Source organism: Ruegeria sp. G5 (assembly GCF_056533365.1).
In genome coordinates this window covers 145,481-168,450 of sequence record NZ_JBQFOK010000009.1, presented here as the reverse complement: position 1 = coordinate 168,450, position 22,970 = coordinate 145,481, and the positions used below count along the sequence as shown (strand labels likewise).

Sequence of the window (22,970 nt, the reverse complement as noted above, 5' to 3'; positions counted from 1 at the left end):
GGTGCGCTCAGAAAGTGAAGACATGCAGCGACGGAAAGGGCCCGCATGATCAGATCCATGACAGCATTCGCATCTGGAAAAGGTGAGCTCGGGCCACATAACTGGACGTGGGAGCTGCGCAGTGTGAATGGCAAGGGGCTGGACCTGCGACTGCGCATGCCGGACTGGCTTACGGGTCTTGAGGCCGCTTTGCGTGCAACGTTATCTAAGTCTCTGCATCGTGGAAACGTAACTCTGTCGCTGCGGCTCAGCAGGGACGAATCTGTACCGGATATCGTTCTGAACGAGGCGGCCATGACGGCCGTACTCACTGCATTGTCACGCGCGCAAGATATGGCAACCGAGCAGAACGTAACGCTGGCTCCATCTACCGCAGCCGATCTTCTGTCGCTTAAGGGTATGATCGACGGTGGCAGTGACGTGGATGATCCCGCACCCTTGGTCGAGCAGTTGAAAACCGAATTTTCGGACGTTCTGGCCGACTTTATCCGCATGCGCGAAAGCGAGGGTCAGGCTCTGGCCGCGATTCTGGGTGGCCAGCTGGAAGAGGTCTCCGCTTTGACAGGGCGCGCCGCAGAGCTGGCCGAACTGCGCAAAGATAAAATGACCGAGACGCTGAAAGAAAATCTTGCGCGTGTGCTGGACAATGCACAGGGGGTTGAACCTGATCGTCTTGCACAGGAACTCGCGCTGATCGCCGTCAAATCGGACGTTACAGAAGAAATCGACCGGTTGAAGGCGCATGTCGCTGCAGCACACGACCTGCTGCAACAGGATGCAGCGGTCGGACGCAAGTTGGATTTCCTGATGCAGGAATTCAATCGAGAGGCAAATACACTGTGCTCCAAGGCGCAAAGCGCAGATCTGACCGCAGTTGGGCTTGAGTTGAAGGCCGTAATAGACCAGATGCGCGAGCAAGTGCAGAACGTGGAATAAAGACAGGAGCGCCCAAATGGCGGATCGACGCGGCCTACTTATCATTTTGTCTTCACCGTCGGGGGCAGGGAAGTCGACCCTGGCTAAGCGGTTGATGAAATGGGACACCGATCTGGAGTTCTCGGTCTCGGCCACGACGCGTGCCCCTCGTACCGGTGAAGAACACGGTCGCGAGTACTTCTTTCTAAGCGAGGATGAATTCCGTCAGCAAGTGGCCGAAGGGCAAATGCTTGAGCACGCGCATGTCTTTGGCAACTTCTATGGCTCACCCGCAGGCCCTGTGCGTCAGTCGATCAATGGCGGCAAAGACGTTCTGTTTGACGTGGACTGGCAGGGTGAGGTGCAGATCCGGAATTCGGACCTTGGCAAACATGCCTTATCCATTTTCATCCTGCCGCCTTCGATCCCTGAGCTGCGTCGCCGGTTGGAAAGCCGCGGTCAGGACAGCGAAGACGTGATCGCCAAACGTATGATGAAAAGCTGGGATGAGATCAGTCACTGGGGGTACTACGACTATGTACTGATCAACGACGATCTTGATGCAACCGAGGAAAAGCTGAAAACCATCGTCAGCGCCGAAAGAATGCGCCGCATTCAACAGCCCAAACTGCAAAACCACGTTCGTACCCTGCAAAGCGAATTCGAGGGACAATCATGACCATATACGCATTAGGTGACCTGACGCCGCAACTCCACGCAGATACTTGGGTTGCGCCGGATGCCAATTTGATTGGGAAGGTTGTTCTGGAAGAGGGGGCCTCGGTCTGGTTTTGCAGCACGCTTCGGGCCGACCACGAAGAGATTCGCGTAGGCGAAGGGTCGAACGTACAGGAAAACTGCGTGATGCATGTTGATCCCGGGTACCCTCTGACCATCGGGAAAAACTGTACGATTGGTCACAAGGTCATGCTGCACGGTTGTACGATCGGCGAAAACTCGTTGATCGGGATGGGCGCCATTGTCTTGAACGGTGCAAAGATCGGCAAGAATTGCTTGATCGGAGCGGGTGCGTTGATCACCGAAGGAAAAGAAATCCCAGATAATTCACTGGTGATGGGATCACCGGGCAAGGTCGTGCGTCAACTTGATGAAACATCCGCAAAAAAGCTGACTCTGAGCGCGCAACACTACCAGAACAACATGCGTAGGTTCCGGGAAAATCTGAAACCGGTCTGAAGCCCTCGGAAAGAAAGAAAAATGCCAGAAGCGCAGCTTAGCGAGATCGTCTCGGCCATTCCCTTGCCAGCATTACTGGTGGACCAGACCGAAAGGATAATCGCAGCGAACACCGACGCCAAAACACTGCTGGGTCAAAACATAGAAACCCGGCATTTTGCGACAATCCTTCGACAGCCCCAGGTTATTGAGGCGATGGAACAGAGCCTTCGCACCAAAGGCCCGGCCAAGACCCGGCACCTATCTAACGATGGCGCGCAGGACACCACTTTTGAAGTTGAGTTTCGCTATATGAATGGCGTCGGGGCCGTTTCTGGTGGGGCGGTGCTCGCCGTTTTCCAGGATGTCACACATCTTGAGCAGGCGGGACAGATGAGGCGTGACTTTGTGGCCAATGTCAGCCACGAGCTAAGAACGCCTTTGACCGCTCTGATGGGCTTTATCGAGACATTGCGTGGTCCGGCTCGTGATGACAGTGCTGCGCGCGACAGGTTCCTTCAGATCATGACAGATGAAGCCAGCCGTATGAATCGGCTGGTCGATGACCTGCTGTCGCTGAACCGCGTCGAAAGCGAAGAGCGCGTGCGCCCGAAACAGCAGGTCCAGCTTACCGGTTTGTTGCGGTCAACGATCCTGAGTCTTCGGCCTTTGGCTGAAAGTGCCGGCGTGGAACTTGGTTTGAATGAGGGGCAAGAGCCGATTTCCATTGCCGGAGACAGCGATCAGTTGCGGCAGGTTTTCACCAATCTGATCGAAAACGGGATAAAGTACGGCAGCAAGGGCGGACGCGTTGACGTCAGCATCTTTGCCTCGGATCGGGATACGGCGATGCGCGGGCCAGCGGTACGTGTTCAGGTCGCCGACAATGGCCCTGGAATCGATGCAGTTCACCTGCCGCGTCTGACAGAGCGATTCTACCGAGCCGACAGTCACAGGTCGCGACAATTGGGCGGAACGGGTCTTGGACTGGCAATTGTAAAACACATCGTTAATCGCCACCGAGGGCGCCTGCGGGTTGAAAGCGATTTAGGCAAAGGTTCTGTTTTTACAGTCATTTTGCCGATGTGAATGACCTTTTAGGTCGCCCATGAGGTCGTAGGCCGCGAAAAAACATCCCGCGATTTTCATGTGAACAAATTCGGTTGTCATAAAACCGTTACAAACCTGTCACAAAAGGCTTACGCGCGGCTCTTAGGGGTGCGGCAAGATCATCATGGGGGTGATCATTATCCATCTTTCTCAAGGAGACTGAGATGTCCTTTGTAAAACTGTCGGCTTCGGCTCTGACTATCGCTGCCGTTTCGGCTACTGCTGCTGCTGCGCGCGACCAGGTACAGGTTGCTGGTTCTTCGACTGTTCTGCCTTACGCTTCGATCGTAGCGGAAGCCTTCGGTGAAAACTTTGATTTCCCGACACCGGTTGTTGAATCGGGTGGTTCTTCGGCTGGCCTGAAGCGTTTCTGTGAAGGTGTTGGCGAAAACACCATCGACGTTGCAAACGCATCGCGCGCCATCCGCGAAAAAGAAATCAAAGCATGTGCCGAAAACGGCGTAACCGACATCATCGAAGTTCAGATCGGTTATGACGGCATCGTTTTCGCATCCGACATCAACGGCAACTCGTTCGAGTTCACGCCGGAAGACTGGTACAAAGCGCTGGCCGCGAAAATCGTCGTAGACGGCGAGGTTGTCGACAACCCCAACAAGACCTGGGCCGACGTGAACCCGGACTTCCCGGCGCAGCCGATCGCAACCTTCATCCCGGGCACCAAGCACGGCACCCGTGAAGTGTTCGAAGACAAGGTTATCCTGGCAGGGTGTGAGCACCTGGGCGATTTCGAAGTCTTCAAAGCAGCAGCCGGCGACGACAAGAAAGCCGCTGAAAAGCAGTGCATCGCGATCCGCACCGACGGCGTTTCGGTCGACATCGACGGCGACTACACTGAAACTCTGGCCCGTATCGACAGCAACAAAGACGGCATCGGCGTCTTTGGTCTGGCGTTCTATGAGAACAACACCGACAAGCTGCAGGTTGCGACCATGTCCGGTATCGTTCCGTCGACCGAGTCGATCGCAACCGGCGAATATCCGGTCTCGCGTCCGCTGTTCTTCTACGTCAAGAAAGCCCACATCGGCGTGATCCCCGGCCTGAAAGAATATGCTGAGTTCTTCGTCGCAGACGAGATCGCAGGCCCCGATGGCCCGTTGGCCGAGTACGGTCTGGTTTCGGACCCTGAGCTGGTAAAAGTTCAGGAAGCAGTTGCGAACGAAACCGTTCTGGGCGGCGGTTCCTAATACCCCTTGCTTATGGAACCGGGGCGGTCTAAGCGCGCCCCGGTTCTTTTTGACTCTGCCACTGCCATCCCAATGGGGCTAAAATGTCGTTATCTTGGCTGTTGCTCATCCTGCTTGCTCTGGCAGTGATTGGTTTTTTCACCGGACGTTCGCGGGCCTTGGCTACCGCTGGTGGTGATGCGCGCGACTTGCATTCTTTGCCATCCTACTACGGGTACAATGTTGCCTTGACCGCGATAGTACCCGCTTTGGGACTATTGATCGTTTGGTTGTTGGCCCAGCCTTTGGTCATAAACAACACGATCTCGGGCATGATTCCGGACACGGTCATCGACGAGGGATCTGATCGTGGATTGGTTCTGAGCGAAGTGCGCCGCGTTGCAGACGGGTTGGACGGAGCTGTCGACCTGGGTGCAATAAGCGAGGCGCAGGCAAGCAACGTCGACGCAGATATTGAAACGATTACCCAGCAATTGAAAGATGCAGGGCAGGTCCTCACACAGGACATCACCAAACCCATCCTGAACGCGGCGCAGAAATATCGCAGCATGACCGCAACGGGAACGGTTGCGATGCAGGTGATTGTGCTTTTTGTAGCGCTTCTGGGTGGTGCCTTCTCATACATCCGTACTCATAAAGAGTTTCGTGCGCGCAATGTGGTTGAGCAGGGCGTTCTGGCGTTGCTGCTTCTGGCGGCCTCAATCGCCATTCTGACCACGGTCGGCATTGTTCTTTCGATGTTCTTCGAAACGCTCAATTTCTTTAAGCTGCACGACTGGAAAGACTTTTTCTTTGGCAGCACATGGGCCCCGAACTTTCGCGGTGGCAGTGAGCTATCCATTTTGCCGCTCTTGTGGGGCACGCTGTATATCTCGCTGATCGCGCTGTTGGTTGCGGTGCCGATCGGTCTTTTCGCGGCAATCTACTTGTCGGAATACGCGTCGGGAGCAGTACGCTCTGCAGCCAAACCTTTGCTTGAGATCCTGGCGGGGATTCCCACCATCGTCTACGGCTTGTTTGCTTTGCTGACAGTCGGCCCTGCGCTTGTTTCCCTGTTCGGGGACGGCGGAGCGCTTGGGGTTGGATGGATGGCCAGTTCCAATGCCGTGCTCACGGCCGGTCTGGTAATGGGCATCATGTTGATCCCGTTTGTGTCGTCGCTGTCGGACGACATCATCAACGCGGTACCGCAATCGATGCGCGATGGCTCTTTGGGTCTCGGCGCGACCAAATCAGAAACCGTGCGTCAGGTGGTTCTGCCCGCCGCGCTGCCGGGGATCGTTGGTGCGATCTTGCTGGCTGCCAGCCGTGCCATCGGTGAGACGATGATCGTTGTGATGGCCGCTGGTGCCATTGCCAAATTCTCGGGCAACCCGTTTGAGGCGATGACCACGATCACCACGCGGATCGTCAGCCAGTTGACCGGCGATACCGACTTTGCCAGCGCGGAAACACTGGTGGCCTTTGCACTGGGTCTGACCCTGTTCATCATCACACTGGGGCTGAATATCTTTGCCCTCTACATCGTACGCAAATACCGGGAGCAGTACGAATGACCGACATTTCCCAAACACCCGCCGCTGCTCCGGCTGCAAAGCCCAAGGGCGGTTCGCTGTTCGAGCAGGACACGCGCACCAAACGTCGCAACGCTGCAGAAACCCGGTTCAAAATGTACGGTATCGCGGCCATCGCGCTTGGCTTGTTGATGCTGATTGTTCTGGTCACCAACATTGTGACAGCAGGGACCGGCGCGTTCCAGCAGAGCTTTCTTGAGCTGAATGTCGAGCTGAAGGAAGACAAGCTGGACAAAAACGGCAACCGCAATATCGACGATATCAAAAAGGTCTCGACCTTTGGCTATGCGCCTCTGATCGCCTCGGCGATTGAGGCAGAGGTACAACAACTGGGCATCCAGACCGACCTCACGCCCAAGGAAATGGGCGGTATCCTGTCCAAAGCTGCCCAAGCCGAACTGCGGAATTATGTTATCGCAAACCCTGATGAGATCGGCAAAACCGTCAGCTTCCGCTTTTTGGTCAACAGCCGTGTCGACGGGTACATGAAGGGCCGCGTGACCCGCGAGTCCATCGCCAATGACAAAAGCATCACTGTCGCTCAGCTGGATTTCGTCGATCAACTGCGAGACGCGGGTGTTCTGTACAAGGCGTTCAACCCAGATTTCATCTTAGGCTCTGACGCCTCCGACCAACGGCCCGAGGCTGCGGGGATCGGTGTCTCGATGCTGGGCTCGCTGTTCATGATGTTTGTCGTGCTGGCACTGGCGCTGCCGATTGGTGTTGCCGCCTCGATCTATCTTGAGGAGTTTGCGCCGCAGAACCGGCTGACGGATATCATCGAAGTCAATATCTCGAACCTGGCCGCTGTGCCGTCGATTGTGTTCGGTATTCTGGGTTTGGCCGTGTTCATCAACTACATGCACCTGCCGACTTCGGCGCCGCTGGTGGGTGGTCTGGTGCTGACGCTGATGACACTGCCGACGATCATCATCTCGACCCGTGCGTCTCTGAAAGCCGTGCCGCCGTCGATCCGGGATGCAGCACTTGGGGTAGGGGCCTCGAAAATGCAAGCGGTGTTCCACCATGTTCTGCCGCTGGCCGCGCCCGGCATCCTGACCGGTACGATCATCGGTCTGGCACAGGCGCTTGGAGAAACCGCGCCATTGTTGCTGATCGGGATGGTGGGCTTCATAGCCTCGAACCCGCCCGACGGGCTGGTGGCTGGCTTCCTGTCTCCGAACTCGGCCATGCCGGCGCAGATTTACGAGTGGTCCAAACGCGCCGACCCGGCTTTTTACGAACGCGCATGGGGGGGCATCATCATCCTGTTGATCTTCCTTGTGACAATGAACACCATCGCGGTCATACTGCGCCGCCGCTTTGAACGCCGCTGGTAAGGGGCTTATTATGAACGACATGACACGAGTGGAGAGAGCCGTGGACTCCAAAGCTATCAAGATCGCCGCGAACAAGGTTCAGGTCTATTACGGCGACACTCACGCCATCAAGGACGTGGATGTTCAGATCGAAGACAAGACCGTGACCGCCTTTATCGGTCCGTCGGGCTGCGGCAAGTCCACGTTCCTGCGCTGCCTGAACCGGATGAACGACACGATCGACATCTGCCGGGTCGAGGGCGATATCCTGCTGGATGGCGAAGACATCTATGACAAGCGCGTCGATCCGGTGCAGCTGCGGGCCAAGGTGGGGATGGTGTTTCAGAAACCCAACCCGTTCCCCAAATCGATCTATGACAACGTGGCCTATGGCCCCCGCATTCACGGCCTTGCCAAGAACAAGGCGGAACTGGATGAGATCGTTGAAAAATCCCTGCGTCGCGGTGCGATCTGGGATGAGGTCAAGGATCGTCTGGACGCCCCCGGCACCGGCCTGTCGGGTGGCCAGCAGCAGCGCCTGTGCATCGCCCGCGCCGTGGCGACCGAGCCCGAGGTTTTGCTGATGGACGAGCCATGTTCAGCGCTGGACCCGATTGCGACGGCACAGGTCGAGGAACTGATCGACGAACTGCGCTCGCGCTATTCTGTGGTCATCGTGACCCACTCGATGCAGCAGGCCGCGCGGGTCAGCCAAAAGACGGCTTTCTTCCACCTGGGCAACCTCGTCGAATTTGGCGAAACGGGGCAAATCTTTACCAATCCTGAAGATCCCCGCACCGAAAGCTACATCACCGGCCGGATCGGCTGAGTACAGGTATTTGAGCATGACCGAACAACATATTGCATCCGCTTTCGACCGCGACCTTGAAGCAATTCAGGCCCACATCATGAAGATGGGCGGCCTGGTCGAAGCGGCCATCATGAGCGCGGCCCGGTCTTTGGAAACCCGCGACGAGGAACTGGCCCAGCAGGTCCGTCAAGGCGACAAGGCCATCGACGCGCTGGAAGAACTGATCGACGAGGAAACCGCGCGCTTGATCGCGCTGCGCGCGCCTACTGCCAGCGATTTGCGTCTGGTTCTGTCTGTACTGAAAGTGGCCGGCAACCTTGAACGTATCGGTGACTATTCAAAAAACATCGCAAAACGGACCACTGTTCTGGTCAATGCAGGCGAGATCAACGGCAGCGCATCCGCCCTTCGCCGCATGGCACGCGAGGTTGAGGTGATGCTGCGTGATGCGCTGGATGCCTATATTCAGCGAGACGCCGAATTGGCCACCGATGTCATCAACCGTGACGAAGAAGTGGACCAAATGTACAATGGATTGTTCCGCGAATTCCTGACCTTCATGGCCGAAGACCCGCGCAACATTTCCTCGTGTATGCATCTGCATTTCATCGCCAAGAATATCGAGCGCATGGGCGACCACGTGACCGCAATCGCCGAACAGGTCGTCTACCTGGTGACTGGCGAACGCCCGACCGAGGCGCGTCCCAAAGCCGATATCACATCGCATACCACGCAGGAGGTCTAAGTCATGTCAGCTGATCAGCCAACAGTTCTGGTCGTTGAAGACGAACCGGCGCAACGCGAAGTGCTTGCCTATAACCTCGAGGCCGAAGGGTTTCGCGTTTCCAAAGCCGCCAGCGGTGACGAGGCGATGCTACTGGTTGACGAAGAGCATCCGGACATTGTCGTGCTGGATTGGATGATGCCGAACCTGAGCGGCATCGAGGTATGCCGCCGCCTTAAATCCCGGCCCGACACCCGGTCCATCCCAATCATCATGTTGTCGGCCCGCACAGAAGAGGTCGACAAGGTGCGTGGGTTGGAAACGGGTGCGGATGACTATGTTGTAAAACCCTATTCGGTCGTTGAGTTGATGGCGCGTGTCCGGACTCAGCTACGCCGCGTACGCCCAGCAACAGTAGGAATACGCCTGGAGTTCGATGACATCATTCTGGACTCTGAGACACATAAGGTCAGCCGTGATAGCAAACCGTTGAAACTGGGCCCAACCGAGTTTCGCCTGTTAAGCACATTCATGGAAAAGCCGGGTCGTGTCTGGAGCCGTGAACAGTTGCTTGACCGGGTTTGGGGGCGTGACATCTATGTGGATACGCGCACTGTAGACGTCCACATTGGGCGTTTGCGCAAGGCGTTGACACAGCATGGTGGCGAAGATCCGGTGCGGACGGTTCGGGGTGCCGGATACGCATTGGGCTGACTAACGGGGCAGGGGCATCGCACGAACTTATGAGTTTTGCTCATGGGTAGATGCGAAACTCTGACTGTTTTTTGCCGCGTCACTGGGTTAGCTTGCGCTCAAGTTGATGACCCGGAGAACTGCCATGAACGCTCATGATACAAAACCCGCCTTGCGTGCCAAGGATGCGCCTGATCTGGGGCAGTTCACGTGGGACGATCCGTTCCGCTTGTCGGACCAACTGACCGAAGACGAGCGTATGATTGCAGCGTCCGCACAAGCTTATGCGCAGGAAAAGCTGCAACCACGCGTGACCGAAGCGTTCCAAAAGGAAGAAACCGACCCGGAAATCTTCCGTGAGATGGGCGAAATGGGTCTTTTGGGCACCACGATCCCAGAAGAATACGGCGGGCTAGGCGGCGGCTACGTATCATACGGCCTTGTTGCGCGCGAGGTTGAGCGTGTTGACTCTGGGTATCGCTCGATGATGTCTGTTCAAAGCTCGTTGGTTATGTACCCGATTTATGCCTATGGCAGCGAAGAACAGCGCCAAAAGTATCTGCCAAAACTTGCCAGCGGAGAATGGATTGGTTGCTTTGGCTTGACCGAGGCCGACGCGGGTTCTGATCCGGCTGGGATGAAAACACGGGCTGAGAAAATCGACGGTGGCTACCGCCTGACGGGTAGCAAGATGTGGATTTCCAACGCACCTATTGCGGATGTCTTTGTTGTTTGGGCAAAATCCGACGCGCATGGTGGTAAGATACGTGGGTTTGTGCTGGAAAAAGGCCTCAAAGGTCTGAGTGCGCCAAAGATACAAAACAAATTGAGTCTTCGCGCCTCGATCACCGGTGAAATTGTTCTGGACGGAGTCGAAGTTGACGAGAGCGCATTGCTGCCGCACGTTCAGGGTTTGAAGGGACCCTTTGGATGTCTGAATCGCGCGCGTTACGGCATTAGCTGGGGGGTGATGGGTGCAGCCGAATGCTGCTGGCATGCGGCACGTCAATATGGGCTGGACCGAAAGCAGTTCGATAAACCGCTGGCCCAAACTCAGTTGTTCCAACGCAAGTTGGCGGACATGCAAACAGAAATTGCATTGGGTTTGCAGGCGAGTTTGCAAGTCGGACGCTTGATGGATGATGCGAAAGCCGCGCCAGAGATGATCTCGATCGTCAAAAGAAACAACTGCGGGAAAGCGCTGGATATCGCAAGGATGTCACGCGACATGCATGGTGGGAACGGGATCTCACTTGAGTTTCAGGTGATCCGGCACATGGTGAATTTAGAGACTGTAAACACCTATGAAGGCACGCATGATGTCCACGCATTGATATTGGGCCGTGCGCAGACGGGGCTACAGGCATTTTATTAAGCAAAGTGTATAATCGGTATTATGGTAAATAAATAAGTAACCCGGATCCGTTCTTTTCATTTGCAGCCAAAGGCCTACGATCCTCCCGTAAACACAGCGCTGGGATGATAAATGGATTTGAACGGAAAAACGGTCGTAGTCACGGGTGCTGCTGGCGGTATCGGTAAAGGACTAGCGCTGCGCTTTGCGAATGAAGGAGCGCGGGTTGTTTGTGCCGATATCGACTATGACGGAGCCGAAAGCGTTGCGCGACAGATTTCCGGCTTTGCGTTTAAATGCGATGTATCAAAAGAAAGCGATACCGAAGCACTGATCAATAGCGTCGAGCAAGACGTTGGACCTATTGATCTTTTCTGTGCGAATGCAGGTATTCTGACACTTGGTGGTCTGGACGTGCCCGATGAAGATTGGGACCGTATCTGGAAGATCAATGTTATGTCACATATCTGGACCGCTCGGCATCTTGTTCCGCGCATGATTGCACGTGGCGGTGGATACATTATGACCACGGCCTCGGCGGCCGGATTGCTGAATCAGCCCGGCGCTGCGCCGTATGGCGTTTCCAAACATGCCGCGGTCGGGTTCGCCGAGTGGCTGTCATTGACCTACGGAAATAAAGGTTTGCGGGTCTCTGTTCTGTGCCCACAGGCCGTGCGTTCGGAAATGACCCGCGGACACGAGGATTCGGTGGCTGCGATAGACGGAATGTTAGAACCGGACGAAGTTGCCTCAGCCTGTGTAAAAGCGATTGCTGAAGAAAAGTTCCTGATACTGCCACATCCTCAAGTCTTGGATTATATACGGCATAAAACTGAGGACTACGATCGTTGGCTGGGTGGAATGCGTAAGTTAAATCAGGTGTTTGTCGAAAAAAACTAAACTCACTTTTTTACTCTGCGCATGAGGCCTTCCTGTGCAACCGAAGCGACCAGTGTTCCATTCTCGGCGTAGATCGAGCCGCGATTGAAGCTACGTCCCTGCCCGCCCCATGGCGAGTCCATTGCGTAAAGATGCCAGTTTTGAAAACGGACGGGTGCGTGAAACCAAAGCGCGTGATCCAAGCTTGCGCTGTTCACTTCTCCGGTAAACCAGCTCAGCCCGTGCGGACGCATCCCGGAACTCATCAGGTACATGTCGGATGCATATGTCAGCAGTAATTGTTGCGTTATTTCATCCTGTTCTGTGGCTGATTTCATTCGAAACCACACCTGGTTCCGATCATCAGATTTCTCGGGGTCAAACGGATTCAAATGGCTGACTTCGCGGACTTCAATCGGTCTTTCGCGTAAAAGTTCACCACGTAGTTTTTGCGGAACGATATCCGTGTAACGCTGCCGTAAGTCTGTTCTCGCGGGGTAATTCTCCGGAGCGTCCATAGCCGGCATGGGATGTTGATGTTCCCAACCTTCGTCACGGATGTGGAATGACGCGGAAAGGTTAAGTATTTGTTTTCCGTGCTGAATGGCCACAACGCGCCTGGTTGTGAAGGAACCGCCATCTCGGGCTCTATCAACTTGATAAACAACAGGAATGGATGGATCGCCTGGGCGGATGAAATAGGCGTGCAAAGAGTGACACAGCCGATCTTCGACCGTTCTGTAAGCGGCCGCCAGTGCTTGGGCAACAACCTGCCCGCCAAAAATTCGGGTTGGTGTTTCTCCGCCAGAGCCGACGCCGCGGTACAAATCAACCTCAAGCCGCTCAACATTCAACAGATCAAGAAGAATTCGTTCTGCTTCGGTCATCTTGACCCTCCAATTCACTTTGTTAGCCGGAGTATCAAGCTGGGAATGCTCAAGCAATCATTGCCCCAAGGACAAGCGCTTTGAGTTCGGCCCGTGACGGGTATGAACTGGATGGCGACAACTGAGTGAAGAACACAGCCGTTGTGTCGTTTTGGCGATCGACCCAAAAGAAAGTGGATGCCATGCCACCCCAGCTGAAGTCGCCCACGGAACCCGGAGTTTTTGTTCTGGCCGGGTTGATGATGACAGCGCCTCCTAGTCCGAAGCCCATGCCTTCCATCGGTTGTTCAGCAAAACTTTGAGGACCCATTGATGCAATGTCGCCCGGCAAGTGGTTGGAAAGCATGTAATCTACTGTCTTGGGCCCTAGAATACGGCCTTGATCAAAGGAACCGCGGTTTCTGAGCATGTCAGCGAACTTGGCATAATCGTCGATCGTACCGACCAGCCCTCCTCCACCTGAGAACAAGGTGGCTCGTTCAAATGGCGAGTTTCCGGCTTCGTCGACCAAGCGTAGAGAGTCGCCTCCGCTCTCGGCAGAGTTCAAAGCCATCGCGTCACCGGCCAACGGTGTGTAAAGAGAGGCGAAGCGATCCCCTGCCCCGTTTGGCACGGAAAATCCTGTGTCGGTCATTCCCAAGGGTGCGAGGATGTTTTCCGTCAGGAATTGGTCCAGGGGCTGCCCAGAGACGATTTCGATCACGCGACCCAGCACGTCAATCGCAACGGAATATTCCCACCGTGTCCCGGGTTGAAATGTCACAGGTAGTGTAGCCAGTTCGGCCACACGGTACTTCAGTGGGCCCTGAGCCGGTGAAAAGATAAGGTCGAGCTCATCCATAGCCTTGGGCACAATGCCTGGGTTAAAGGGATAGCTGAGGCCGCTGGTGTGCGTCAGAAGATGGTGCAGGGTTATCGGCGACGCAGGCTCTGTCTGATCCAGCCTTCCTGCTTGGGGGATCAGCGCATGAATATCGCGAAACTCGGGAATAAAATCCGACAGTTGCGCGTCTAAGTGAAACAAGCCACGTTCAACCAGCATCATAAGTGCAACCGAAGTTATCGGTTTTGTCATGGAATAGATTCTTGCAACCGTATCCCGTTCAAAAGGCAAGCCACGCTCGACGCTGCGTTGACCGGTCGCGTGGAAAAAAACCTCATCACCGCCTCGGTGCAGCAGAAAAGAACAGCCGGCGTATTTTCGGTCGTCGACATATCTTTGCATCCAATCCCGGATGCGGGTCAGTCGTTGTGCATCAAATGAAATCTGTTGGTTCATCGGTTCTTAAAACTCCTGACCGGCGCAAGCGTTACCTTGCGCAAAAGAAGGGTTAATTAACAGGAAAAACCAGCTTTTCTTATTTTCCTCTGGGTTTGTCAGGCAAGTGGTACACTCACGTTGTTACAGATTCGAGTTGTTGTGGGTTTCGCTGTAATTCTTCGGTACGGGAGAGGAAAATGACCCAAACTATCGATTTTATTTATGATTTCTGCAGTCCAAACACTTATCTGGCGCATAAGATGCTGCCGGATATCGCGGCGCGGCACAGGGTTGGTGTGAACATGGTGCCTGTTCTACTGTCCATCGTGTTCAAGGCGACGAATAACCAAAGCCCGTTTCACGCGTTTTCCGAAAATCGCCAAAAGACGGCTTACCTAACACACGATCTGCATCGTTTTGCACGGCGACGCGGGATTAGTTTCCACATGAGTCCGCATTTCCCGCTCAATACAAAATTTGCCATGCGTGGGGCGGTGTATGCGCAGGGAAAATCATGGGAAAGCAGTTATATAAATGCGATATTTGATGCGATTTGGGTGCACGGCCAAAAGGCAGATGACTTGACTATCCTGACGGATATTTTGCGCGAAAACGACCTGCCCGTTCGAAAATTGCGGGAAGCGATGACCCGTCCGGATATTAAACAACGTCTCAAAGATCAGTCCAAGGCGGCCGTGAAAAAGGGCGTATTTGGTGTCCCCGCCATGTTCATAGAGAACGAGATGTTCTTTGGCAAAAACAGTTTATCCAATCTGGAAGTTGAGCTTAATCAGCACCCTTCCCTTGGTTGACGGCCGCGAGCCCGTGCTGGGCAAACATCGGTACGTAAGCCCCCAGTTTTTGGGCACGTATTGGGTCTGATGCATTCCCATCAAGCGCCCGCTTGTACACGCCTTGCAGAATCCCTGCCATGCGGAAAAAGTTGAACCCTAAATAAAAGCCGAAATTGTCGATCGAAGATATCCCACGACGGCGGCAATAGCTTTCTATGAATTTGTGATCGGACGGTATGCCGAGTTTTCCTCGGTCAATTCCAGCCAATCCGCGCCCTTCTTTACCCGGTGGCATTTGCCATTGCATGATGACAGCAGCCAAGTCGGCATAAGGATGACCAATTGTCGAAAGCTCCCAATCCAAAAGACCGACGCACCGGGTTCCACCGACATCGAAAAGCATATTATCGATCCTGTAGTCACCGTGCACCAGCGTACGCTGCCCGTCGTCTTCTGGCATCGCGCTGTCCAGTGACGTTATAAGCTCGTCCATTTCAGCGATCGTTTCTGTTTCGCTGGCTTTGTATTGCTTTGTCCAACGAGAGATCTGACGCTCAAAGTAGTTTCCGGGCGGACCGTAATCCGACAGACCGACTTTCTCGATGTCTACTCCGTGCAATGCCGCCAGAACTCTGTTCATTTCGTCAAAGACACCTTGTCGGGTATCGTTGTCTTCGCCATCCATCGTTGGTTCCAGAAAACCGCGCCCCTGAAGGCGTTCCATGACGTAGAAAGACGAGCCGATAACGCTCTCATCCTCGCAGAGCAGGTACATTTTGGGGACAGGCACGTCTGTCGCGGCAAGCGCTTGCTGAACACGGAATTCACGTTCGACTGCATGGGCGGATTTCAGCAGCATTCCCGGTGGTTTGCGGCGTAAAACGTAAGTAGCTGACGGCGTTCGCAGTTCAAATGTCGGGTTGGATTGGCCGACAGCGAACTTGGTCGCCTCTAACGGACCCTGATAGCCCGCCAGGTGCTGTTTTAGGTATTGGTCGACAGCCGTGAGGTCCAACGTGGTGTTCTGTGTCATTTCCGCTCCTTCCGCGGTGCCATGCTACAGCGCTTCGGCAAAGATATTGCCAGCCGTCACAACATTGATACCGCCTGAGACGGGGATCACGGCACCGGTCACATAGCTGCCGCCGCGCCCGCACAAAAACAGCATACAACCCGCGATGTCGTCCTCGGACCCTACGCGCCCTAAAGGAACAGATTTGCCGACGCGCGCACGTGTATCCTCATCAGCGGTCGCAAAAGCCGTCATGCGCGAGACAAAGGGCCCGGGTGCCAATGCGTTCACGGTTATATGGTACGGGGACATCTCTTTGGCGAGGATCTTTGTCAGGTGCAAAACGGCGGCCTTGGACGCCGAGTAACTGTATGCACCGTCTCCCATTGGCACTTCGCCCATGACAGAGCCGACATTTACGACGCGGGCTGGATCGTCTGGCGTTGCGGACTGCATGAGCATCGGCAAAAGCTTTTGGGTCAGGTCAAAGATACCAGCGACGTTTACGGACATGACCTTGTCCCACGCCTCATAAGGAAACTGACCCATTGGCGCCCCCCACGATACACCTGCGTTATTCATAAGTATATCAAGCTTATCCGTTCGTTTCTTAACCTCGGCAACCATCTCTTCGATGCCTTCCTTGGTACTGACGTCACCGCCAAAGCCTTCGGCACTGCCCGAAGCATCAAGTGCGTTCAACTCTGCCGCAACAGCCTCGCAAGCGTCGCCTTTACGGGATGCAATCAGCACGCGTGCACCCGCCCTTACCAAGGCTTCGGCAGCCATACGACCGATCCCTGTGGCGCCGCCGGTCACAAAGGCGGTTTTACCCTGCAGTGAGAATAGTTTTTCGGGGGTCATGTCCTGCTCCTTCGTTCGTCTAGGGCGACTTGGTTGGCTGCGATGTGAGCGACGTTTGCACCTTGGCGGTTTCTTGACAACACCGGCGGCTGCATCAAAGTTCGTGGTAACCGAATAACAAGGACAATAGGGTCAACATGCAAGCTTTACTCAGCGTCGCCCCGGGTGGGCCCGAAACACTGGAGCTCACCACCCTGCCCGACCCGGTACCCGGAAAAGGCGAGCTGTTGATCGGCATTAAGGCCGCGGGAGTGAACTTTCCCGATACCTTGATGATTCAGGACCTTTACCAGATAAAACCGCCCCGACCTTACGCTCCCGGTGGGGAAGTCGCGGGTGAGGTTTTGGCCGTCGGCGAAGGCGTCAACGGGTTTAGTAAAGGCGACCGCGTCCTTGCCCTGACGGGCCACGGTGGGTTTGCAACTCATTTGACGATCAAAGCGTCAACGGCGATTAAATTCCCGGAATCCATGCCTTTTCAAGAGGCTGCGTGTTTTATCTTTACCTACGGAACCTCCTATCATGCGCTGAAGGATCGGGCGGGCCTAACTGCTGGTGAAACCGTGCTGATACTTGGTGCCGCAGGTGGGGTTGGAACGGCTGCCATTGAACTTGCCAAGGCAACCGGTGCAAGGGTGATCGCTGCGGTTTCTTCCGACGAGAAAGCAGAGTTTTGCAAACAGATCGGTGCGGATGAAACCATCGTCTATTCAAGGCAAATGGATCGCGATGCGCAAAAAGCGTTCTCATCCGAAATCAAGAGGTTGGCGGGGCCAAACGGTGTAGACGTTGTTTATGACGCGGTGGGTGGCGATTATGCAGAACCCGCCTTGCGAAGCATGGCATGGAACGGTCGATATCTGGTCGTCGGTTTCCCTGCAGGCATTCCGAAGATACCCCTTAACCTGCCCCTGCTAAAGGGATGTCAGATTGTTGGCGTGTTCTGGGGCGCGTCTGTTTTTCGCGATCCAGTCGGTCATTCCAAAAATGTAGGAGAGCTTTTTGGGCTGTACAATGCAGGCAAAATAAGACCGCGCATCAGTGCAATGTTCCCGCTGGAACAGGCCCAGGATGCGTTGGTGCAAATATCTGACCGGTCCGCTCTCGGTAAGATTGTAATTACAATGCCCTGACTTCGGTTTGTTGCCTCTTCAAACCTCAGCAATAGTTGTTGTTTCGACGCATCCTACTATCGCGATAAGTGCACAGGCGGTGGACACACCCACCCGTTCGCGTTTATGAACCCAGTAAATGGGAACAGTGAGACTATGCACAAAGCTCTGATTTTGAACGGGCCGAACCTTAATCTGCTGGGAACACGGCAACCAGAGGTTTACGGTCATACAACACTGAAGATGGTTGAGGATTTGTGCCTTAACCACGGAAAATCCATCGGAATCGAGGTTGCGCACCTACAGTCCAACCACGAAGGCGTGCTTATTGACGCAATTCATGCGGCCAAGGGCACGCAGGATGGTATTGTTCTGAATGCTGGCGCCTATACCCATACGTCCATAGCGCTGATGGATGCCATTGCGTCGGTCGAGCTTCCTGTTGTCGAAGTTCATCTGTCCAACATCCACGCCCGCGAACCATTCCGGCATCAGTCCTTTATTTCGAAAGTTGCACTGGGTCAGATCTGTGGGTTCGGCCCCCAAGGCTATGTCCTGGCATTAGATGCGCTGTTGGCACACCTCGAAGGTGGAGGTCGTGTATGAAGCTGGGTGAGTACCTGTATTTTCTCAGCTACACGAAAACGCTGGAAGAGCTTTGGGATGCCCATTGTCGGCAAATGGCCGAATTTGGGTTTGACCGGCTGCTGTACGGTTATACCCGGTACAAGACGGAAACGTCCTTGGGGGATCCCGAGGATTTCATAATTCTCACCAACCACGGCAAAGACTACCTTGATGGTTTCTTGCGTCGCGGCCTCTATTTCCATGCGCCGATGCTGAAATGGGCGCTCGAGCATGAGGGCGCAGCCAGTTGGCAAATGACCCAAGACATGATGCTGGAAGGCACGCTGTCCCCTAAAGAGCAGCAGGTTATCGACTTTAACCGATCTCAGGGTGTTGTCGCGGGCTATACCGTCAGCTTCAACTCGGTGTCCGTTCGTTCCAAGGGCGCTATTTCGCTGTCGGCTTCTGGTGGTCGTTCGCAGCAAGAGGTCGACGCGATATGGGCCGAGCATGGTGAAGATATTTTGCTGATGAACAATGTCGCGCATCTCAAGATCCTCACCCTGCCCTATAATGCCCCGAACCGTGCGCTGACCAAGCGGCAGAGAGAAGCTTTGGAATGGGTGGGTGATGGCAAAACCACGCAGGATATAGCGCTGTTGATGGGCCTCACTTCGGCTACCGTGGAAAAGCATCTGCGCCTTGCGCGTGAGTCGCTGGCGGTTGAGACTACCGCACAAGCGGTTCTAAAAGCATCACTACAGAACCAGATGTTCATTATGGAGGCATAACGCCTCGGATTTGACGCTTTTGGGCGTCAATTTACGTAGGGTAAGGAAAACATGACTTTCCGAATCCGAGGCCAAAATTGCAAACTGATACTGTTCCGTGAGTGGTGGCTTTAGCCTGGGAACATTTGGTCGGATCTTTGTAATTTCAGGGCTCTCCGACCGCTCTGGCAAAGGGGCGTTTATTTATCCGCGTACCAATGCCGGAAATTTGGGGGGCCTCGACCATCCCCATCATGCGGGGCCCCTCATCCTATCCTTACAGTTGCGGCGCTTCGGCGCCTTTTTTGTTGCCTGGCTTCTTGGAAACAAAAAACCGGCCACGCTATGCATGACCGGTTTCTAATGTCTTGTTCCGGACCTCTGACGTGGTCCGGAGATTTTGCTTAGCCCTGAGCGGCCTTGGCAACTTCGGCTGCGAAGTCTTCTTTTTCGACAACGATGCCTTCGCCAACTTCCAGACGGATAAAGCCGGTGATGGTTGCGCCTGCTTCTTTGGCCGCTGCTTCAACGGTCAGGTCAGGGTTCACAACGAACTGCTGGTTCAGCAGGGTCGACTCTGCCACGAATTTCTTCATGCGGCCTTCGATCATCTTTTCGATCACCTGCTCCGGTTTGCCGGATTCGCGGGCGATGTCCATCTGAACCTGCTTTTCCTTCTCGACAACAGCCGGATCCATGTCGGCCTCGGACAGAGCGGCGGGGTTCACAGCTGCGATGTGCATCGCAACCTGCTTGCCGATCGCTTCATCGCCACCGGTCAGTGCAACCAGAACACCGATTTTGCCCATGCCGTTGGTGGCTGCGTTGTGGACGTAGGACACAACAGTGTCGCCCGACAATTTCGCCATACGACGCACCGACATGTTCTCACCAATGGTGGCGATCTTGTCGGTCAGAGTGTCGGCGACGTTCTTGCCGCCCAGGTCTGCCGCCAGCAGCGCTTCGACGTCAGCAACGCCTTCAGCTGCATATGCGATCTTGCCAACCATTTCTTGGAACTCAGCGTTTTTCGCAACGAAGTCGGTTTCCGAGTTCACCTCGACAGCAACACCGTTGCCGCCATTGACGTGAACAGCAACCAGACCTTCTGCTGCGGTACGGCCCGATTTCTTGGCCGCTTTGGCAAGACCTTTGGTCCGCAGCCAATCGACGGCTTCGTCCATGTTGCCGCCGGTTTCGGTCAGCGCTTTTTTCGCGTCCATCATGCCTGCGCCGGTCGAGTCGCGCAGTTCTTTCACCATTGCTGCTGTGATTGCCATCTTTGGCTCTCCTCAATTCAAACGGAATTGGGGCAGGTCATACCCTGCCCCATATGTCATTTACGTGACGGGCAGCTTACGCTTCGGCAGGAGCTTCAGGTGCAGCTTCTGCGTCAGCGGCTTCCTCGGCGACAACCTCTTCAACTGGTGCTTCTTCGAATGCACCCAGGTCAACGCCTGCAGCACCCATCTGAGCGGTCATACCGTCCAGAGCGGCACGAGCGGCCAGGTCACAGTACAGGCCAATGGCGCGCGCTGCGTCGTCGTTGCCGGGGATAATGTAATCCACACCATCGGGCGAGCAGTTGGTGTCGACAACAGCCACAACCGGGATACCCAGCTTGTTGGCTTCGGCGATGGCCAGTGCTTCTTTCTTGACGTCGATGACGAACAGCAGGTCAGGAACGCCGCCCATCTCGCGGATACCGCCCAGCGACGCCTGCAGCTTCTGCTGGTCACGCTCCATGCCCAGACGCTCTTTCTTGGTCAGGCCTTCGGCACCCGATTCCATTGCTTCGTCGATCTGGTTCAGACGGTTGATCGACTGGGAAACGGTTTTCCAGTTGGTCAGCGTGCCGCCCAGCCAGCGGTGGTTCATGTAGTACTGAGCCGACTTTTCAGCGGCTTCTGCGATCGGGCCGGCAGCCTGACGCTTGGTACCAACGAACAGAACGCGGCCACCTTTTGCAACGGTGTCACGAACGGCCTGCAGAGCCTGATCCAGCATAGGAACGGTCTGGGTCAGGTCCATGATGTGGATGCCATTGCGCGAGCCGTAGATGAACGGGCCCATGCGGGGATTCCAACGCTGTGTCTGGTGACCAAAGTGAACGCCAGCTTCCAACAGCTGACGCATGGTGAACTCGGGAAGAGCCATGCTATTTCCTTTTCCGGTTTACGCCTGGGCGGGGGTGAAAGAAGCGGATGCTCCAACCGGCGGGCCTGATGAGGATGTCTCCCTCAAAAAGCCCAAACCCCGCCTGCGGGTTAGAATGGCGCGCGTATACGGCAGGTTTTAATGCAGCGCAAGGGCCAATTGCCCTTATTTTTCAAGTCTCGCAAACGCGTGGGCGTGCCGCACTGCCTCTTCGCAATGGGCGGCCAGCGCCTTGCGGTTTTCAAAATCGCTGACTTTGGCGGGTGTATGATAGATCAGTTCGACCGAGCCCTGTCTGCGGGCGCCCAATGTCTTTAAAAGATGCGGGCCAAAATCCATGTCGCCCCACCAACCGTAATAGCGGCTCGGCTGCCCGTTAGGCGCATGATAGATGACAGTCACGGGCTGGACATACATGAAATCGCGCAGCTCATCGGTGAAGAAAGCAGCGAAAAGCGTTGTTTTAAAAGGTAAAACGCGCAACCCATCGGTCGAGGTGCCCTCGGGGAAGAACAACAGTTTGTGCCCGGCAGTCAGACGTTCCTGAAACAGCAGCGTTTGCTCACGCGCCTTTTTGCGGTTTCTCTCGATAAAAACGGTTCCTGTTGCGCGCGCTAACCAGCCTATTCCCGGCCACTTGGCAACCTCGGCCTTTGACACGAAATAGACCCTTTTACGGGCATTCAGAGCAAAGATATCCAGCCACGAGGAATGATTTGCAACAACCGCCCCGCGTTGCGTCATCAGAGCACCCGACGCGCTAAAGCCCATACCAAGGATTCGGAATGCGTTGCGACAAACGAATTGCGTTATGAACGGCGTGATTGGGCGCTGCACTCCGAAAACCGGACGTTCGAACAAACGAACGATCAGCAAAATGACGAGGCCACCAAAAACCAGCACGGCAAGCGGTAATCCTCGTAATAGCACCAGCCCCCATCCTAAAACGCCCAACTCAAATGGGTCAGGCGCTTCTTCGCTTTGCCAGGACGCATCACTCACGAATTCAGGCTCCGCCATAGATACGCCGCTGACGATCATTCATCCGGGCAGTGTCGAGTATCAGACATACATCAGTGGTGTTGAAGGCATGGTCGATGAATGCCCCCTCGCCCACGAATCCGCCCAGACGCAGATACGCTTTGATCAGTGCCGGAACTTGCACCATAGCTGCGCGGCGATCCAACGCGTCAGGTGCGACCAGATCCATTGACTGGAATACCTCGGGCTGTGCCCGGACCCTTAAATCGACGGGCGCCAGATGGTTGTGATGCAACATAGACAAAGGTTGCTCAAGGGCAGAGACATCGGTTCCGTGGAAGCTGGCGACACCGAAAAGAACTTCGATCTCTCTTTTGTTTACATAGTCAGCCAAGCCGTTCCAAAGGTGGTACATGGCTGTTCCACCCCTGTAATCCCTGTGCAGGCACGACCGCCCCAACTCCAGTAGCTTGCGACCGCTGTTCTTGAGAACGGTCAGATCGTATTCATCCTCTGAGTAGAACTGGCCCAAATCCGCAGCACGTTCGCCCGGTAACAGCCTGTAAACGCCTACAGTTTCGCCTGTCTGGTCGTCAATTGCCAGCATGTGATCGAAATAGGGATCAAAACGGTCCTGCTCGAGTTGATTCTCGTGGTCGACCATCTCTCCGCCGCCGCCGAGTTCGCGGACGAAAACGTCATATCGCAAGCGTTGTGCCGCGCGCAGTTCGCCCTCGTTTTCCGCAAGTTTGACAGTGAAGGATGGGCCTGTTTCCGGCATCAGTGCTTCCGTTTGGTTTCAGCG

The 22,970-nt window shown here is 55.1% G+C and carries 24 protein-coding genes; 16 read left to right on the top strand and 8 right to left on the bottom strand.

Annotation, left to right across the window (positions count from 1 at the left end; genetic code table 11):
- The first annotated feature begins 57 nt into the window (after positions 1–57).
- The 12 genes from ACR0BD_RS16020 to ACR0BD_RS15965 all read left to right on the top strand — a co-directional run bounded on the left by ACR0BD_RS16020 (position 58) and on the right by ACR0BD_RS15965 (position 11,781).
- A complete protein-coding gene (locus ACR0BD_RS16020; protein ID WP_480831888.1) occupies positions 58–936 on the top strand; it encodes a YicC/YloC family endoribonuclease in 879 nt (292 codons plus the stop codon).
- Between the two features lie 16 nt (positions 937–952).
- Positions 953–1,594, top strand: a complete 642-nt coding sequence (gene gmk, locus ACR0BD_RS16015; protein WP_480693564.1) for a guanylate kinase — start codon at positions 953–955, stop codon at positions 1,592–1,594.
- A complete protein-coding gene (locus ACR0BD_RS16010) occupies positions 1,591–2,112 on the top strand; it encodes a gamma carbonic anhydrase family protein (protein WP_480831886.1) in 522 nt (173 codons plus the stop codon). Before gmk ends, ACR0BD_RS16010 begins: the two co-directional genes overlap by 4 nt.
- A gap of 21 nt (positions 2,113–2,133) precedes the next feature.
- Positions 2,134–3,180, top strand: a complete 1,047-nt coding sequence (locus tag ACR0BD_RS16005; protein WP_480831884.1) for an ATP-binding protein — start codon at positions 2,134–2,136, stop codon at positions 3,178–3,180.
- Positions 3,181–3,365: 185 nt separating this feature from the next.
- A complete protein-coding gene (locus ACR0BD_RS16000) occupies positions 3,366–4,406 on the top strand; it encodes a substrate-binding domain-containing protein (protein WP_480693561.1) in 1,041 nt (346 codons plus the stop codon).
- Positions 4,407–4,489: 83 nt separating this feature from the next.
- Positions 4,490–5,962: a phosphate ABC transporter permease subunit PstC gene (pstC, locus tag ACR0BD_RS15995; protein WP_480831882.1), complete on the top strand. Its 1,473-nt coding sequence runs from the start codon at positions 4,490–4,492 to the stop codon at positions 5,960–5,962.
- The gene (gene pstA / locus ACR0BD_RS15990; protein WP_480831880.1) at positions 5,959–7,320 is read left to right on the top strand and encodes a phosphate ABC transporter permease PstA; all 1,362 of its coding nucleotides are present in this window, start codon (positions 5,959–5,961) and stop codon (positions 7,318–7,320) included. The genes pstC and pstA overlap by 4 nt, the downstream gene beginning before the upstream one ends.
- Before the next feature lie 10 nt (positions 7,321–7,330).
- Positions 7,331–8,128, top strand: coding sequence for a phosphate ABC transporter ATP-binding protein PstB (pstB, locus tag ACR0BD_RS15985; protein ID WP_170354173.1), 798 nt, complete (start codon positions 7,331–7,333; stop codon positions 8,126–8,128).
- A gap of 16 nt (positions 8,129–8,144) precedes the next feature.
- A complete protein-coding gene (gene phoU / locus ACR0BD_RS15980) occupies positions 8,145–8,855 on the top strand; it encodes a phosphate signaling complex protein PhoU (protein ID WP_480831878.1) in 711 nt (236 codons plus the stop codon).
- A gap of 3 nt (positions 8,856–8,858) precedes the next feature.
- Complete coding sequence (gene phoB / locus ACR0BD_RS15975; protein ID WP_480831876.1) at positions 8,859–9,548, top strand: phosphate regulon transcriptional regulator PhoB; 690 nt, start codon at positions 8,859–8,861, stop codon at positions 9,546–9,548.
- Positions 9,549–9,672: 124 nt separating this feature from the next.
- A complete protein-coding gene (locus ACR0BD_RS15970; protein ID WP_480831941.1) occupies positions 9,673–10,902 on the top strand; it encodes an acyl-CoA dehydrogenase in 1,230 nt (409 codons plus the stop codon).
- Positions 10,903–11,013: 111 nt separating this feature from the next.
- The gene (locus ACR0BD_RS15965) at positions 11,014–11,781 is read left to right on the top strand and encodes an SDR family oxidoreductase (protein WP_480831875.1); all 768 of its coding nucleotides are present in this window, start codon (positions 11,014–11,016) and stop codon (positions 11,779–11,781) included.
- A 2-nt stretch (positions 11,782–11,783) separates the two neighbouring features.
- Here the strand turns inward: ACR0BD_RS15965 and ACR0BD_RS15960 are convergent, their stop codons facing one another.
- A complete protein-coding gene (locus ACR0BD_RS15960; protein ID WP_480831873.1) occupies positions 11,784–12,647 on the bottom strand; it encodes an acyl-CoA thioesterase in 864 nt (287 codons plus the stop codon).
- Positions 12,648–12,696: 49 nt separating this feature from the next.
- Positions 12,697–13,926, bottom strand: a complete 1,230-nt coding sequence (locus tag ACR0BD_RS15955) for a serine hydrolase domain-containing protein (protein ID WP_480831871.1) — start codon at positions 13,924–13,926, stop codon at positions 12,697–12,699.
- A 179-nt stretch (positions 13,927–14,105) separates the two neighbouring features.
- Between ACR0BD_RS15955 and ACR0BD_RS15950 the strand changes: the two genes are divergently transcribed.
- Entirely contained in the window at positions 14,106–14,720 is a 615-nt protein-coding gene (locus ACR0BD_RS15950) for a DsbA family protein (protein ID WP_480831870.1), read from the top strand.
- Here the strand turns inward: ACR0BD_RS15950 and ACR0BD_RS15945 are convergent.
- Positions 14,695–15,735, bottom strand: coding sequence for a phosphotransferase family protein (locus tag ACR0BD_RS15945; protein ID WP_480831868.1), 1,041 nt, complete (start codon positions 15,733–15,735; stop codon positions 14,695–14,697). The genes ACR0BD_RS15950 and ACR0BD_RS15945 overlap by 26 nt on opposite strands.
- Positions 15,736–15,759: 24 nt before the next feature.
- Positions 15,760–16,578: an SDR family oxidoreductase gene (locus ACR0BD_RS15940; RefSeq protein ID WP_480831866.1), complete on the bottom strand. Its 819-nt coding sequence runs from the start codon at positions 16,576–16,578 to the stop codon at positions 15,760–15,762.
- Between the two features lie 137 nt (positions 16,579–16,715).
- On the opposite strand from ACR0BD_RS15940, the gene ACR0BD_RS15935 reads away from it, so the two are divergent.
- The 3 genes from ACR0BD_RS15935 to ACR0BD_RS15925 all read left to right on the top strand — a co-directional run bounded on the left by ACR0BD_RS15935 (position 16,716) and on the right by ACR0BD_RS15925 (position 19,048).
- Positions 16,716–17,711, top strand: coding sequence for an NADPH:quinone oxidoreductase family protein (locus ACR0BD_RS15935; RefSeq protein ID WP_480831865.1), 996 nt, complete (start codon positions 16,716–16,718; stop codon positions 17,709–17,711).
- Positions 17,712–17,846: 135 nt separating this feature from the next.
- Positions 17,847–18,296 carry a type II 3-dehydroquinate dehydratase gene (gene aroQ, locus ACR0BD_RS15930; protein ID WP_480693547.1) on the top strand — a complete coding sequence of 150 codons (450 nt, stop codon included), beginning with the start codon at positions 17,847–17,849 and terminating at the stop codon, positions 18,294–18,296.
- Complete coding sequence (locus ACR0BD_RS15925) at positions 18,293–19,048, top strand: LuxR family transcriptional regulator (RefSeq protein ID WP_480831863.1); 756 nt, start codon at positions 18,293–18,295, stop codon at positions 19,046–19,048. Before aroQ ends, ACR0BD_RS15925 begins: the two co-directional genes overlap by 4 nt.
- A gap of 383 nt (positions 19,049–19,431) precedes the next feature.
- Here ACR0BD_RS15925 and tsf read toward each other — a convergent pair whose 3' ends face one another.
- The 4 genes from tsf to olsB form a co-directional block, all read right to left on the bottom strand.
- Positions 19,432–20,307, bottom strand: a complete 876-nt coding sequence (gene tsf / locus ACR0BD_RS15920) for a translation elongation factor Ts (RefSeq protein ID WP_480831862.1) — start codon at positions 20,305–20,307, stop codon at positions 19,432–19,434.
- Between the two features lie 76 nt (positions 20,308–20,383).
- Positions 20,384–21,184: a 30S ribosomal protein S2 gene (gene rpsB, locus ACR0BD_RS15915; protein WP_480693544.1), complete on the bottom strand. Its 801-nt coding sequence runs from the start codon at positions 21,182–21,184 to the stop codon at positions 20,384–20,386.
- Positions 21,185–21,349: 165 nt separating this feature from the next.
- Entirely contained in the window at positions 21,350–22,204 is an 855-nt protein-coding gene (gene olsA / locus ACR0BD_RS15910; protein ID WP_480831939.1) for a lyso-ornithine lipid O-acyltransferase, read from the bottom strand.
- The gene (gene olsB / locus ACR0BD_RS15905; RefSeq protein WP_480831860.1) at positions 22,191–22,946 is read right to left on the bottom strand and encodes an L-ornithine N(alpha)-acyltransferase; all 756 of its coding nucleotides are present in this window, start codon (positions 22,944–22,946) and stop codon (positions 22,191–22,193) included. The genes olsA and olsB overlap by 14 nt, the downstream gene beginning before the upstream one ends.
- Between the last annotated feature and the right edge of the window lie 24 nt (positions 22,947–22,970).

Coding starts and splice junctions, on each gene's coding strand:
- ACR0BD_RS16020 (WP_480831888.1), top strand. CDS start 58: ATGACAGCATTCGCATCTGGAAAAGGTGAGCTCGGGCCACATAACTGG.
- gmk (WP_480693564.1), top strand. CDS start 953: ATGGCGGATCGACGCGGCCTACTTATCATTTTGTCTTCACCGTCGGGG.
- ACR0BD_RS16010 (WP_480831886.1), top strand. CDS start 1,591: ATGACCATATACGCATTAGGTGACCTGACGCCGCAACTCCACGCAGAT.
- ACR0BD_RS16005 (WP_480831884.1), top strand. CDS start 2,134: ATGCCAGAAGCGCAGCTTAGCGAGATCGTCTCGGCCATTCCCTTGCCA.
- ACR0BD_RS16000 (WP_480693561.1), top strand. CDS start 3,366: ATGTCCTTTGTAAAACTGTCGGCTTCGGCTCTGACTATCGCTGCCGTT.
- pstC (WP_480831882.1), top strand. CDS start 4,490: ATGTCGTTATCTTGGCTGTTGCTCATCCTGCTTGCTCTGGCAGTGATT.
- pstA (WP_480831880.1), top strand. CDS start 5,959: ATGACCGACATTTCCCAAACACCCGCCGCTGCTCCGGCTGCAAAGCCC.
- pstB (WP_170354173.1), top strand. CDS start 7,331: ATGAACGACATGACACGAGTGGAGAGAGCCGTGGACTCCAAAGCTATC.
- phoU (WP_480831878.1), top strand. CDS start 8,145: ATGACCGAACAACATATTGCATCCGCTTTCGACCGCGACCTTGAAGCA.
- phoB (WP_480831876.1), top strand. CDS start 8,859: ATGTCAGCTGATCAGCCAACAGTTCTGGTCGTTGAAGACGAACCGGCG.
- ACR0BD_RS15970 (WP_480831941.1), top strand. CDS start 9,673: ATGAACGCTCATGATACAAAACCCGCCTTGCGTGCCAAGGATGCGCCT.
- ACR0BD_RS15965 (WP_480831875.1), top strand. CDS start 11,014: ATGGATTTGAACGGAAAAACGGTCGTAGTCACGGGTGCTGCTGGCGGT.
- ACR0BD_RS15960 (WP_480831873.1), bottom strand. CDS start 12,647: ATGACCGAAGCAGAACGAATTCTTCTTGATCTGTTGAATGTTGAGCGG.
- ACR0BD_RS15955 (WP_480831871.1), bottom strand. CDS start 13,926: ATGAACCAACAGATTTCATTTGATGCACAACGACTGACCCGCATCCGG.
- ACR0BD_RS15950 (WP_480831870.1), top strand. CDS start 14,106: ATGACCCAAACTATCGATTTTATTTATGATTTCTGCAGTCCAAACACT.
- ACR0BD_RS15945 (WP_480831868.1), bottom strand. CDS start 15,735: ATGACACAGAACACCACGTTGGACCTCACGGCTGTCGACCAATACCTA.
- ACR0BD_RS15940 (WP_480831866.1), bottom strand. CDS start 16,578: ATGACCCCCGAAAAACTATTCTCACTGCAGGGTAAAACCGCCTTTGTG.
- ACR0BD_RS15935 (WP_480831865.1), top strand. CDS start 16,716: ATGCAAGCTTTACTCAGCGTCGCCCCGGGTGGGCCCGAAACACTGGAG.
- aroQ (WP_480693547.1), top strand. CDS start 17,847: ATGCACAAAGCTCTGATTTTGAACGGGCCGAACCTTAATCTGCTGGGA.
- ACR0BD_RS15925 (WP_480831863.1), top strand. CDS start 18,293: ATGAAGCTGGGTGAGTACCTGTATTTTCTCAGCTACACGAAAACGCTG.
- tsf (WP_480831862.1), bottom strand. CDS start 20,307: ATGGCAATCACAGCAGCAATGGTGAAAGAACTGCGCGACTCGACCGGC.
- rpsB (WP_480693544.1), bottom strand. CDS start 21,184: ATGGCTCTTCCCGAGTTCACCATGCGTCAGCTGTTGGAAGCTGGCGTT.
- olsA (WP_480831939.1), bottom strand. CDS start 22,204: ATGGCGGAGCCTGAATTCGTGAGTGATGCGTCCTGGCAAAGCGAAGAA.
- olsB (WP_480831860.1), bottom strand. CDS start 22,946: ATGCCGGAAACAGGCCCATCCTTCACTGTCAAACTTGCGGAAAACGAG.